Annotated in this window: 12 protein-coding genes; 5 read left to right on the forward strand and 7 right to left on the reverse strand. The window is 44.5% G+C overall.

Translation table 11 applies throughout. The annotated features are described in order from the left end of the window. Nucleotides 1-203 precede the first annotated feature (203 nt). From cls to MSG33_RS11065, 4 genes are all read left to right on the forward strand, one after another. Nucleotides 204-1,658, forward strand: a complete 1,455-nt coding sequence (gene cls, locus MSG33_RS11050) for a cardiolipin synthase (protein WP_248381055.1) — start codon at nucleotides 204-206, stop codon at nucleotides 1,656-1,658. Between the two features lie 242 nt (nucleotides 1,659-1,900). Then, nucleotides 1,901-3,109: a cystathionine beta-lyase gene (locus MSG33_RS11055; RefSeq protein WP_006742839.1), complete on the forward strand. Its 1,209-nt coding sequence runs from the start codon at nucleotides 1,901-1,903 to the stop codon at nucleotides 3,107-3,109. Between the two features lie 245 nt (nucleotides 3,110-3,354). Next, the gene (locus MSG33_RS11060; RefSeq protein WP_031780337.1) at nucleotides 3,355-4,260 is read left to right on the forward strand and encodes a triacylglycerol lipase; all 906 of its coding nucleotides are present in this window, start codon (nucleotides 3,355-3,357) and stop codon (nucleotides 4,258-4,260) included. Between the two features lie 12 nt (nucleotides 4,261-4,272). After that, nucleotides 4,273-5,133 (forward strand): lipase secretion chaperone, encoded by an 861-nt coding sequence (locus MSG33_RS11065; protein ID WP_248381058.1) that lies wholly within the window; start codon nucleotides 4,273-4,275, stop codon nucleotides 5,131-5,133. 25 nt (nucleotides 5,134-5,158) lie between these two features. Here MSG33_RS11065 and MSG33_RS11070 read toward each other — a convergent pair whose 3' ends face one another. The 7 genes from MSG33_RS11070 to pspA form a co-directional block, all read right to left on the reverse strand. Then, nucleotides 5,159-5,725, reverse strand: coding sequence for a DNA-3-methyladenine glycosylase I (locus tag MSG33_RS11070; RefSeq protein ID WP_048626232.1), 567 nt, complete (start codon nucleotides 5,723-5,725; stop codon nucleotides 5,159-5,161). Between the two features lie 72 nt (nucleotides 5,726-5,797). Then, nucleotides 5,798-8,908 (reverse strand): efflux RND transporter permease subunit, encoded by a 3,111-nt coding sequence (gene vmeI / locus MSG33_RS11075; protein ID WP_248381061.1) that lies wholly within the window; start codon nucleotides 8,906-8,908, stop codon nucleotides 5,798-5,800. Next, complete coding sequence (locus tag MSG33_RS11080; protein WP_074191125.1) at nucleotides 8,905-10,002, reverse strand: efflux RND transporter periplasmic adaptor subunit; 1,098 nt, start codon at nucleotides 10,000-10,002, stop codon at nucleotides 8,905-8,907. Before MSG33_RS11080 ends, vmeI begins: the two co-directional genes overlap by 4 nt. 1 nt (nucleotide 10,003) lies before the next feature. Continuing rightward, a complete protein-coding gene (locus tag MSG33_RS11085; protein ID WP_203346459.1) occupies nucleotides 10,004-11,035 on the reverse strand; it encodes an efflux RND transporter periplasmic adaptor subunit in 1,032 nt (343 codons plus the stop codon). 162 nt (nucleotides 11,036-11,197) lie between these two features. Then, nucleotides 11,198-11,587 (reverse strand): envelope stress response membrane protein PspC, encoded by a 390-nt coding sequence (gene pspC / locus MSG33_RS11090; RefSeq protein ID WP_012841944.1) that lies wholly within the window; start codon nucleotides 11,585-11,587, stop codon nucleotides 11,198-11,200. After that, nucleotides 11,580-11,813: an envelope stress response membrane protein PspB gene (gene pspB / locus MSG33_RS11095; protein WP_005393293.1), complete on the reverse strand. Its 234-nt coding sequence runs from the start codon at nucleotides 11,811-11,813 to the stop codon at nucleotides 11,580-11,582. Before pspB ends, pspC begins: the two co-directional genes overlap by 8 nt. Before the next feature lie 14 nt (nucleotides 11,814-11,827). Next, complete coding sequence (gene pspA / locus MSG33_RS11100) at nucleotides 11,828-12,499, reverse strand: phage shock protein PspA (protein ID WP_005393294.1); 672 nt, start codon at nucleotides 12,497-12,499, stop codon at nucleotides 11,828-11,830. 232 nt (nucleotides 12,500-12,731) lie between these two features. Between pspA and pspF the strand changes: the two genes are divergently transcribed. Continuing rightward, on the forward strand, nucleotides 12,732-13,733 hold the full coding sequence (gene pspF, locus MSG33_RS11105; protein WP_248381064.1) for a phage shock protein operon transcriptional activator: 1,002 nt from the start codon (nucleotides 12,732-12,734) through the stop codon (nucleotides 13,731-13,733). The last annotated feature ends 174 nt before the right edge of the window (nucleotides 13,734-13,907 follow it).

The raw sequence follows: 13,907 nt of genomic DNA on the forward strand, positions 1-13,907 counted from the left end.
AAGTGTCGAGTTACGCAGGTTAAATGCTGCTTTTTTGTTCAAAAGTTAAAGAATGACCTTATTTTTCACATTAAAATAACAGAATCAGCTGTTATGAAATTTGTTCCTCATATAAGGTCAATCCCACGTCTAAATGGGAAATCTATTCCCCCAACCCACTTTTATGCTTAATATCCTAGAAGGGCATATTACTCTGAGCGTATATGGACAAGTTTTATCACTTTCTTACTTTAGCTGGCATCGGGCTATATTGGTTACTGGTCGCAGGTGTGACCATTCGTGTCGTTTTAAAGCGCCGTGCAGTAAGCGTGTCTTTAGCTTGGCTAATGATCATTTATATCCTTCCCGTTCTGGGTGTCGCGTGTTATTTCCTCTTCGGTGAACTGAACTTAGGCAGAAAACGGGCCGAACGCGCAAAAGAGATGTTTGCACCATTCGAGAAGTGGTTCAGTCAGTTGAACGACTGTAACGCGCACAACCCAGAAACGATGGGAAGGCACATCTACCGAATTGATGAGCTTTGCAACAACCGCCTTGGTCTTCCCGCATTGAGCGGTAATACATTGTCGCTGCAACAGTCACCTAATGAGATTTTGCATTCCATTATTGAAGACATCGAAAACGCGCAGAGCAGTATTCGAATGGTATTCTACATTTGGCATCCAGGTGGTTTGGCTGACTCTGTCGCTTCTGCACTTATCCAAGCGGCTAAACGCGGCGTAGATGTCAAACTATTACTCGATTCAGCAGGTAGTCCACGTTTTTTCAGAAGTCCTTGGTATCGAATGATGCAGGATGCTGGAATTGAAGTTATTCAAGCGCTAGAAGTGAAGATGTGGCGTATTTTCTTACGTCGTCTTGATCTTCGCCAACATCGCAAGATCATCGTAATTGATGATGAAATTGCTTATACAGGTTCAATGAACTTGGTTGACCCGGCTTACTTCAAACAAAACAGTGGCGTCGGGCATTGGGTGGACATCATGGTTCGCATTACGGGACCAACGGTAAACGTATTGAGTGCTATCCACTGTTGGGATTGGGAAGTCGAAACTGGCGAACGTCATTTACCGAGACTACCTGAATGCAAGATCGATGAGAGTGAATTCCAACACCCTATTCAGGTTGTGCCTTCTGGCCCTGGTATGCCGGAATATCTGATCTATCAAGTATTAACATTGGCAATCAACCAAGCCAATCGCTCGGTACGAATTACAACGCCATATTTCGTGCCCAATGCAGACTTACTTGAAACGTTAAAGATGACAGCACAACGAGGCATTGATGTTGAACTCATTATTCCACATAAAAATGACTCGATGATGGTGCAATGGGCGTCACGCGCGTTTTATAGTGAGCTTTTGTGTGCAGGAGTCAAAATCTATGAGTTTTATGGTGGTTTGCTGCATACGAAATCCGTCGTAATTGACGACCAATTCTGTTTAGTTGGCACCGTAAACATGGATATGCGCAGCTTGTGGCTGAACTTCGAAGTTACCCTCGCCGTTGACGACGAAGAGTTCACAAAGCAAATGTCTTGGTTACAAGATAGCTATATTAAGCAATCTCACACTGTTGTATTGGAAGAATGGGAGAAAAGAAGCCTATTTTCTCGATTCTTAGAGCGAGTGTTCTATCTCTTCAATCCACTCCTTTAATACCTCAAATACACCGACTAAAAAAAACCTCCAGCGCTTCAAATATCTTGCTGGAGGTTTGTTCTACTTACGTTTTCCACCTTAGCGATACACTCTAAGCCTACAACTCAACCTTTCAGCTTTGACGCCTTCACTCGATAATCTCGGCTATTATTGGGTGATAGTTGACTTTTCCCTTGCAAACGTTATGTCGTCCATGTTTTAAATAATCAAAATCGTAATATTTAAGACAGGGAACTTTTATGTCAGAGGGCAAAAAAACCAAGCTCATTACCGCTGGCCGCGATAAAAAGTGGACAAACGGTGTTGTAAACCCACCCGTTCAACGCGCTTCAACCGTGGTATTCAACACGGTTGCAGAGAAGAACCAAGCCACCATGAACCGTACCAATAAAACATTATTTTATGGTCGCCGTGGCACTAACACGCACTTCGCTTTTCAAGATGCAATGGTTGAGATTGAAGGTGGAGCAGGTTGTGCTCTCTACCCTTGTGGGACGGCAGCAATTTCAAATGCGATTCTCTCTTTCGTCGAAACTGGCGATCACATTCTGATGGTGGACACTTGTTACGAACCAACTCGTGATTTTTGTAATATCATCATGAAGAAAATGGGCATCGAAACTACCTATTATGATCCGATGATTGGAGAAGGTATTCGTGATTTGATTCAACCAAATACCAAAGTCCTTTTCCTAGAATCTCCGGGGTCAGTCACAATGGAGGTGCAGGACGTACCAACATTGGCGCGCATTGCTCATAAGCACGATATTATTGTGATGCTTGATAACACATGGGGAGCTGGCGTGAACTTCTCACCATTTGAACATGGTGTCGATATTTCCATTCAAGCCGCCACCAAATACATAGTTGGTCACTCTGATGTAATGTTAGGTACAGCCGTAGCTTCCGAAAAATACTGGCCCCAACTGCGTGAACAAAGCTACTTGATGGGTCAGTGCGTTTCTCCTGACGACGCATACCTAGGCCTTCGTGGTATTCGCACGCTGGATGTTCGCCTAAGACAACACGCAGAAAGTAGCTTGAAAGTCGCCAAGTGGCTGACTTCTCGTCCGGAAGTTGATCATGTCCGCCACCCAGCATTGGAATCGTGCCCTGGCCATGAGTTTTTCAAACGTGACTTCACTGGTGGAAACGGCTTGTTTTCATTTGTTCTCAAAACGTCTTATCCAAAAGCGACGACGGCTCTGCTTGACGGTATGAAACACTTCAGTATGGGTTATTCTTGGGGCGGGTATGAAAGCCTCATTCTAGCTAACGAACCAAAGAGCTTTAACAACTTGAGAACCGTAGCGCACCCATACTTTGAGGGCACTTTAGTTCGAATTCATATTGGCTTAGAAGACGTGGATGACTTGATCGCCGATCTAGAGGCTGGTTTTGCACGCTATAACGCGTTAATTTTAGAAAAAGAAGTCTCTCTAAAATAGTAATTGAATCGCCCTGCTTCGCGGGGCGTTTTTATAACTCGCTGACTTAATTAGAATTATCTAACATTCCCACCAGCTATTCGTTAATGTTAATCATTTGTGTTGTTTTTCAATTGAGCAGTCACAGAATGAAATAATGTGCCACAAATAGACTTTCCAAATTTAGAGTTTCTCTCCTACTTTTTATCATTCATAAGAGGTCATACCACAAGGAGATAGTTTTGAAACTCAAATTCATAGCGCTAATGCTTTTTACCTTAATTACCGTCCCAATAACCACCGTACACGCCGCAACGGGTTATACCCAAACCAAGTATCCGATTGTTCTGGTTCATGGATTATTTGGTTTTGATACCCTGGCAGGCGTAGATTACTTTTTCGGAATACCACATTCCTTAACGAAAGACGGCGCTAAAGTTTATGTAGCACAGGTATCCGCGACCAACAGCAGCGAAGTTAGAGGGGAACAACTGCTTGCTCAAGTAGAAACCTTACTTGCTGCAACAGGCGCAGAGAAAGTCAATCTCATCGGTCACAGTCATGGTGGTCCAACAACGCGCTACGTCGCCTCTGTCCGTCCTGACCTAGTCGCATCAGTTACGAGTATCGGTGGCGTTAATAAAGGGTCTAAAGTGGCAGATTTAGTTCGTGGCACCGTATCTGAGGGTTCTGGTAGTGAGCAGCTCGCGGTAAAACTGGCGCAAGGCTTAACCACTCTTATTAATCTTCTATCAGGCGGTTCTGATCTCGACCAAGACCCTTTAGCCTCACTAGCAGCATTAACCACGGAAGGATCATTGGCGTTTAACCAGCACTACCCAGAGGGAGTGCCTACTAGCGAATGTGGTAATGGCGACTTGCTAGCTTCAAATGGCGTTTATTACTACTCATGGACCGGATCATCCACGTTTACAAACGTTTTCGATCCGACTGACGCTGCCATGATGGTACTTGGCTTAGCCTTTGATGGGCCGAATGATGGCTTAGTTGGTGCGTGCAGCACACATTTAGGCAAAGTCATACGTGATGATTATCAAATGAACCATTTGGATGAAATTAACGGTCTACTCGGTATCCATCATCTTTTTGAAACCGATCCAGTCACGCTTTATCGCCAACATGCAAATCGTCTCAAACTTCAAGGTTTATAAGAGGTCATGACAATGAAGAAAGTCGCTCTCACCACTTTTATCCTGCTCTCGATGTTTGGCGTGGGAGCGCTTTCTCTGTTGCAAAGCGACAAACAACAAGAGATAACCTCTAGCCATTCGCAATCTCAGCAAGACATAGCCGCCGATGTTTCTTCCCCAAAAGACTTCTTCGAATATTCTCTTAGCCGGCTGGGCGAAGAAGATCTCGATACGATCAAAGCGGAAGTCAATGATGACACTTTAGCAAAACAAACACTGAATATTGATGCCAAACTTTTTCAGACCTACCTTTCCTACAAGCAAGCGCTCTCTGCATTGGAGCCTTTTGAGCATAAACACCTAGCGCTTGAACAGTTAACCATGCTGAATGAAGCGATACTGAATTTACAACTTCAATACTTTAGCGAGGTCCAGATAGCTCAATTGTTTGACGAAGAAAACCGACTTCGCCAACTAGCATTGGAAAAGCTGACGATTAAAAAACAGGCATCGGATATCGAGAGTCAAACACACCTTCTCAATCAAGCGTTATCAGAACAACCGGATTACATCCGAGAGAGTGAACGCAATAACGCATTAACGGAGCAACTCGAGCGAGCTTCTCAGCTTGATTCACAAGACAAGTACATCGCCCGTGTTGCACTGGTGGGAGACGCTGGAGCGCAAAGGCTGCAAAAGCTTGATGAGCAAAGAGCATCATTTGAGACTCAACTCGCCACTTACTTAAAACAGCGTCAAGATATTCTGAATAGGGATTTTCTAGGGCAAGATGAAAAACAGGCAGAAATCATTGCTTTAAGAAAACAAAGCTTCGATGCAGCTCAATGGCGTCGAATCGAAGCTTTGGAACGTATCCATGATAGCCAGAATTAACGATATAAACTGAACAAGCCAAACGTTACTTATTCTGCTTTTTAGGACATCCAACGATATGGTCATCCACCATGCCGACGGCTTGCATGAAAGCATAACAGATGGTTTCACCGACAAACTTGAAGCCTTTCTTTTTTAGGAACTTACTCATGGCTTTGGATTGCTCTGTCGAAGCTGGTACGTCACTCATATGCTGCCATTGATTGACGATTGGTTCGCCATCCACGAACTGCCACAACGCGTCTGATAAACTTCCGTATTCAGCAATTAACGCTTTTGCCGCTTTGGCATTACTGAAAACCGAGTTAACCTTTCCGCGATGTCTCACAACATCGAAGTTTTCCACGATGTATTCAGTGCGTTCTTCATTTCTTTGTTCCAACGCATCTAGGTCGTAATTCTCGAACGCTTCTCTATACCCTTCGCGCTTTTTAAGAATGGTGATCCAACTAAGCCCAGCTTGCGCACCTTCCAACGTAATAAATTCAAACAGGGTTTGGTCGTCATATACTGGCACGCCCCATTCGGAATCATGATATTCGCGCTCTAATGGGTGATTCATCGCCCACGCACACGTTTTTTGTTCTGTCATTATTCTTCCTTAAAAAGCGCCTCTAACTGATGAGCTAGAGGCGCGATACTTTTCATCGTTATATCAGTAGCACTAAGCCTGTTTCGGTACTGCCACTTTATGGAATAAACGATACAACACTGGCACGACAATCAGTGTCAGTACTGTCGCAAAGCCCAAACCAAACATAATCGTAACCGCCATTGGTTTGAAGAAAATATCTGGTAATAGTGGGATCATACCAAGGATCGTCGTGATTGCAGCCATACACACAGGACGAACACGGCTTACCGCAGCATCAACGACCGCATCATAAGCCTCTTTACCCGATTTCATTTCTATTTCAATTTGGTCCAGTAATACGATGCCATTTTTGAGCACCATTCCCGATAAGCTTAAGAAGCCGAGCAATGCCATAAAACCAAACGGCGTGTTGAGTGCCAACAAACCGGTGGTGACACCAATTAACGCCAGCGGCACGGTAAGCCAAACAATGAGTGGCTCTTTGATAGAGTTAAATAGGAATACAGTGATCAAGAACATGAACAAGTACCCCATTGGCATGGTAGTAAACAGCGACTCTTGAGCATCACCTGAAGATTCGTATTCACCACCCCACTCTAGTGAATAGCCAGGAGGCATTTGAATCGCTTCAATTTGGGGCTGTAAACGTTTTTGCAACGTCGATGCGGTTTCTTCACCTAGAATATCAGGGTCTGCCATCACAGTGAGCATACGCTTACGGTTCTTACGTACGATGATAGGATCCTCCCAACGCATGTCGTAACCCATTGTGACTTGTTGAAGTGGGATAAACTCACTCTGTGCTGGACTCCATATTTTCATGCCTTCAATGTTACGAATATCAATGCGTTCATCTTCAGGTAAACGAGCCACGATAGGCATGAGCGTCGTGCCGTCTCGGTAAAGGCCTATCGTCATTCCAGAGAATGACATGGACAAGAAGTCATCGACATCTGATTTGGTAATGCCATAGCGACGTGCCTGACTCTCATTAAACTGAGGCTCAAGAACTTGGGTTCGTTCACGCCAATCATGCCTGATATTTGTTGCCTGAGGATCGGCGTACATGATGTCCTTGACCTGAGCGGCTATCGTACGAAGGATTGTTGGATCAGAGCCAATAATGCGCGCTTCAATTTTTGCACCACCACCAGGGCCTAACTCAATCTGTTTGAGCTTGTAATTGATTTCTGGGTAGTTGGCTTTTAAATACTCTCGAAACTTCGCCATCAATGGTTTTAACGCTTCGTAATTTTCCATACGAGTGGTTATCTCACCATAAGCCGCATAACTTTTCTCTGGCGCGTACGTTAGCATAAAGCGCTGTAAGCCTTTACCTGCAGTCGTCGTGATATGGTCGACATGCTCTTGCTTAGCTAACCAACTTTCTAGCTCTTTAAGCGTTGTGTTGGTGGCGCGAATATCAGTTCCTTCCGGCATCCATACATCTAACTGAAAAATCGGCGTTGTCGAAGATGGGAAAAACGCTTGCTTCACAAAGGTGAACCCGTAAACACTTGCCGCTAATCCCGCAATCAGCACCACAACGGTAAACCAAGCTCGACGCATACAAAACTGAAGAAACTTTTTATAAATAACGAAAATAACCCCGTTATATGGATCATTTTCTTCCCCTTCACCTTGTTTAATCTTCTGGCCTTTAAAGAAGATGTCAGCAAAGAATGGTGTCAACGAGATAGCGGTAAACCAACTCAACATCAATGAGATCAGCAGAACCGTAAACAAAGTGCCACAGTATTCACCCGTCGAGTCTTCAGACAGTCCAATGGGCGCAAATGCAGTTACCGCAATCACAGTTGCCCCAAGTAATGGCCACTTGGTTTGGGTAACGATATCAGTCGCCGCTTGGAGTCGAGTTCGCCCTTTTTGGGTACCAATCAAAATCCCCTCCACCACGACGATTGCATTGTCCACCAGCATACCTAACGCGATAACCAAAGCACCTAATGAAATCCGCTGCAAATCTATCGCGAGATACTTCATGAAAATGAACGTACCCAACACCGTCAGCAGTAAAATTAAACCGATAAGCAGACCTGAACGTAGCCCCATAAAGAACAGAAGTACGATAATGACGATACCGACAGCTTGAGCCAAGCTGACAACAAAACCGCTAACCGATTTATCCACCTCTTTAGGCTGACTGTAAATTTCGGAAATTTCGATACCGACAGGTTGTTGGTACTTTAGCTCTGCAAGGCGATGATCAAACGCTTTTCCGACTTCAACGACATTGACGCCTTCAGCAAAAGAAACACCCACGTTTAGTGCGAGGCTGCCGTTAAAATTAATAATATTATTCGGGACTTCTACATAACCACGTTTTATTTCCGCTACATCTTTCAAGAAGATGAGCCCCTGAGCTCCCGACTCAGTAATCAACAAATCGCCTAGCTCATCCACACTCTGGAATTCGCCAGTCGGCTGAATTCTGATGTACTCGTCACCAATTCTGATCGCCCCTGCGTCAGAAACCACGTTTTGCGTCGAGAGAAGATTAAAGACCGTATCGGGGGAAAGTCCTATACTGCTCAGCTTTTTCATCGATACTTCGATGAAAACTTGCTCTTGCTGTTGCCCGGATACCGAAACTTTACTCACGCCATCAACCAGTTCGAGCTCTCGGCGTAAGTAATCAACGTAATCCAGTAGCTCTTTGTAGCTATAACCGTCGCCAGTCACCGCTAACAAAATCCCGTAAACATCACCAAAATCATCGATCACTTGAGGTTCATTCACACCCGGAGGCAACGTCCCTTTAAGGTCATTCACTTTACGGCGTAACTCATCCCAGATTTGTGGCAGATCATCAGGGCCATAATTGTTCTTCATCGTGACCGTGATTTGCGATAATCCTCGGCTAGAAATCGAATTCACTTCATCAACATAAGTAAGCTGCTGAATCGCTTTTTCGATCGGATAAGTCACTTCTTCTTCGACTTGTTGCGGCGTCGCACCAGGGTAAGAGGTCACCACCATGGCATCTTTGATGGTAAAAGCAGGGTCTTCAAGACGCCCTAACCCAAAGAATGCAGCGATACCACCAATCAAAAAGATCAGTGCGACCATCCAACTGATGACACGATTTCGGATGAAGTACGCAGCAATACCGGTCACATCATCATCACTTTGAGGCACTGATTTATTAAGATCGCTCATAGACCGGCCTCCTGCGTAGCCATTTCCTGTATCACTTCCACTTTCATGCCATCCCTTAACCGAGAAACACCGGCAATCACAACTTTGTCCTTGAGCATGAGACCATCAAGGATTTGAATGGACGTTTTAGATGCTTTACCTGCTCGAACCTGTCTGCGCGATACCGTATTGTCATCATTCAGTACCCAAACAAATTTGTTTTCCCGCCCCAGCTCGTCACCGTCCGCATTGAAAATGGCTTCAATAGGAACATTAATTCCTAAATTGAGATCCAAGCCAACGTTCTTATCTTTGGAGGTCACCTCAACTGCCATCCCATCTAGGATGTATTCTTCTTCCGGCATAGGAAGCGATAATGTGACGGTAAACGTGCCTGTGGTTGGGTCTGGCTCAGTCGTAAATTCTTTCACGGTCGCGTTGTACTCGTTACCACTAGGCACGCGCACCAATGCTTTTATCGCGGTAAGTCTTTCTTCCGTTGGCGGTTGGTTCACATAGAGCCGGTCTGGAAGTTGAATCAGCACCTCTACTCGCTCCAAACTATGAATATTGACGATATGCTGTCCGACTTGGACATTTTCGAATTGCTCGATATTAACTCGCGAAATGATCCCATCCACAGGCGCTTTTAAGGTAGTAAATGATAAACGGAGTTTCGCTAACTTAAGCTCAGCCAGAGCGATTTGTCGTTGTGCTGCAATTTCATCAAACTGAGACTTAGCTAATAGGCCTTTATCAACCAAAGGACGTGAACGGCGATACTGACTGTCAACAACAGAAAAACGCGCACTCGCATTATCTACATCCAACTCATAGTCCGTAGGGTCCAACGTTGCGATAACATCACCCTTCGTGACTTTATCGCCCTCTTTTACCATGATGCGGCTGACTTCTCCTGCCACTCTGAAACTCAAATGAGAGCGATCCGCTGCATTCGCAACCGCAGGGAAATATAAGTTGTCATCCACCCGATTTCCCGCTAATGAGGTAACTCTTACACGCGGTGTCTCAAGAGCTTTTTCTGGTGCCTTATCGCCACAACCAACAAGAAGAAACGTTGAAAATAATGCCGCTAGAGAGATGATTCCTTTCATATTACAACCCTCTTTCCTTAATCCAGGCTCTTACCTGAATTCCGGGTTCAATTACACTAACACCAGAGATAATGATTTGATCGCCATCGTTAAGCCCAGCTAACACTTGGTTTTTGTCATTCATCTCAATAGCGGCTTTGGACACAATGCCTTGCTCATCAACACGCCAAACGTATGTTTTGCCGTTCTCTTCTAGCAGCGCGGAATTAGGAATTTTTGTTGCACCAGCATTTTTAGATAGGAGGTAAGCATTGCCAGACATGCCCGGTAAAAGGCCTATTTCTGCTGGTCGCTCCATAACCATAGTGACTTTGTAACTACCGGTTTTAGGATCGGCTTCTGTATCGATTTCTTGAAAGGTCAAGTCAAATGACTGCTCGGGGAAAGCGTCAAAGACCATTCTGGCAGAGACATCGCTACCCTGGGTGTAACGGTTTAGCAGATAGTCAGGGACTTGGAATATCACCTTAAGCAGTTGGTTGGATTGGATATTCATCACGCCTTCTTTTGCGGCAACATACTCATGGTTTTCTGCTGGAATATACGAAATCGTACCATCATATGGCGCGACAAGTTTGGTATACCTTAAATTTGCCTTTGCTTGATTCCACTGAGCTTTGGCTGAGTTGTGATTCGCTTTTGCCTCATCAAAATCTTGTTCGGACACCACTTGGTCTTTACGTAGCTTTTGGTATCGCTTGTACTGCACGTCTGCGAGCGCGAAATTTGCCCGAGCTTGCTGTTCAAGCAGAGAATATTCATCAGGGTTTAATGAAGCCAATACATCGCCTTTGCTGACGACTTGACCCTCATTCACCTCAATCGTTTGAAGAAGTCCAGGAACTCGAAACGTCAGTACCGCTTTATCACCAGCTTCCGTCGTGGCAGGAAAGTGTCGTTCAAATTGGGCATTGCCAACAGATACTGTAAATAGCTTTGCGGGGCGGGATTCAGGTTCTGGAACAGGGGGAAGTTCTTTACCACACCCCGACAACACAGCCGAGATGGCGACAGGAATGAGCAATCTTCTCATTACATTCATCCATAAAAAATTAAGGGATTATTTTTAAAGTAGATGAATTCTGGGCGAACTTCCAGAGTTGAAAAGATTAATAGTGCTTTAAAATTAGTAATTTGTGACAAAAAAGCAGGCTTTGCACCTGCTTCGTTTAAATCTTCTTTGGATGCGGAGTGTTTAGAGCTTACTGAACTCCCGATTCACCCTATATGTATCAGACGTAACATACGCTTCCATGTTACGGATTTTGCCATCAAGACGGTCAAAATCGCGTTCCAACACACTGAGCAATTGGTCCGGACTTTGTCCTTTCTGCCAAGGCTTACTTTTAAGTGTGTGCTCTTGTTGCGCTCGGATATTTTCAGAATACGTCACTGGTTGCTTTTCTAACATAAACGCCATCGCGACGTATGCTAACAACACCAAAAACGTACCGCCCAACAGCGCTGCAGAAATCACTACAATACGAATCAACCAAACCTCTGCACCAAAGTAGTTGGCGATTCCGGCGCAAACACCGGAGATTTTGCCATTTACTGGGTCACGATACAGCTCTCGATTAGTCATACTTGCGTCTCCATGTTGGTGACTCAGCATCCAAGATGCGCTCCAATGTATCAACTCGGGACTGCATCGCTTCCGCTTTTTCAGATAGTACCTGAAGGCGCTCTAAATCTTGGCTCGACAGTGCACTATCTGTTTTGCGTTTGCTGCGATAGTGTAAGAAGAGCCATAGTGGAGCGACAAAGATTAAAAAGACAATCACTGGTCCTGCTATAAAAAATGCCGACATAAATGGCTCCTTTGTTATTTATCTTTCGATGACATCTGTTCTTTCAGTTTTGCCAACTCTTTTTCGATTTCGTCTTGAGCTTGAAGCTCTGCAAACTCTTGCTCTAGCGATTTTGCATTACCAGTTTGTGCGTACAAATCTGCTTCTGCTTCCATTTCATCCACTTTACGCGAGTACTGCTCAAACTTCGCCATCGCTTCATTAGTACGGCTAGTGTGCAGGTGTTTTTGCACATCACGACGGTTAGAGGCGGTTTGGTTACGAATTGCTAGTGCTTGCTGTTTTGCACGCGTTTCTGCAATTTTGCTTTCTAACTTACCGATCTCGCCTGTAAGCTTGTCGATCGTTTCTTCTACTAACGTCTGCTCAGTGTGAAGGCCTTTAATCACTTGCTCAAGCTTTTGCTTTTCAATTAATGCTGCACGAGCCAAATCTTCACGCTGTTTTACCAACGCTAGGCTCGCTTTTTGGCTCCATTCGCCAATTTGCTCTTCTAACGTTTCAACTTTACGAGCCAACTCTTTTTTGTCTGCAATCGCTTTAGCCGAGTTAGTACGCACTTCAACAAGTGTGTCTTCCATTTCTTGAATGATAAGACGGATCATTTTTTCAGGATCTTCCGCCTTGTCCAGCAATGCACTGATGTTTGAGTTAACGATATCTGCAAATCGAGAAAAAATACCCATAACGGAACTCCTCTTTTTTCCTATTAAAACTCGACAAGGTGGTGATTGACCTTGCGTCTCCCTGAATACATTACAAGTAGCATGCCAACTTAAAATTACATTTAAAATCAGCAATTTATGCATTTTGTTGTCGTTATGCATTATTATGCTATGATGTTTTTCACCAACTGTTGGTGAAATTCACCAACTCCATATGTAAATCATGGCTCGGCTGTTAAATAAGAAGGACTTTATGAAGCAAAACCTGATTGGTGAATCACCTGCTTTTCTCGCCGTACTAGATAAAGTATCACAACTTGCGCCTATTGAGCGTCCAGTCCTCATTATCGGTGAACGAGGAACGGGTAAAGAACTCATCGCTCAGCGTTTGCATTATTTATCAAGACGTTGGGATAAGCCACTACTATCACTCAACTGTGCGACCTTAAGCGAAGGACTAATAGATTCAGAGCTATTTGGTCATGAATCCGGTTCTTTTACAGGTTCTAAGGGCAAGCATAAAGGACGTTTCGAACGCGCCGAAGGCGGCACTTTGTTTCTTGACGAATTGGCCACCGCACCACTTTTAGTTCAAGAAAAGCTGTTGCGTGTCATCGAATATGGTGAATATGAACGAGTTGGCGGTCATACCGCTCTCAATGCGGATGTTCGACTTGTTTGTGCAACCAATGCGGACTTACCAAAATTGGCGGAACAAGGCGATTTCCGTGCCGACTTACTCGATCGTTTAGCGTTTGACGTCATCATGCTGCCTCCTCTTCGTGAACGAAAAGAAGACATCCTGTCTTTAGCAGAGCACTACGCGATGAAGATGTGCCGTGAACTTCAGCTCGAATATTTTGTCGGTTTTACCTCAAAAGCACAGCATTCGCTTCTTGAATATGAATGGCCAGGTAATGTCCGTGAACTAAAAAACGTGATTGAACGTGCTATTTACCAACATGGTCTCAGTGCCGATCCAATTGATGAACTGATTTTCAATCCTTTTGAAACAGTTTGGAATAACACGCTTGGTCATAATGCCGAGCAGCAGAAAGAAGAGGAAGCACCAAGCAGCGCAGTTCAATTCCCTCTAGACTATAAACAGTGGCAAGAAGAGCAAGACATCCACTTACTCAATCGCGCATTGGAAGAGGCCAAGTTTAATCAACGACAAGCAGCCGAGCTACTTGGTTTGAGCTACCACCAATTACGAGGGATGGTTAGAAAATATGGTTTAGTCGGGCAAAGCTAGCTTGGTCGAAGGTGCTTGATCGGTTAGCGAGCGAGTGACAGCGCTCTAATTTGTATGTCTTTCAAGCATAACACCTTACAGTGTATGGATTTTATGTTTGGAGCGAGTTCACAAAGGTGATAAATTAGCGAGATCATTTTCGCTTGTTAGCTCTGAAAGAGTAAGATCAAATGA

This window comes from Vibrio sp. 1CM7H, from assembly GCF_023161645.1.
Lineage (GTDB): Bacteria > Pseudomonadota > Gammaproteobacteria > Enterobacterales > Vibrionaceae > Vibrio > Vibrio diabolicus.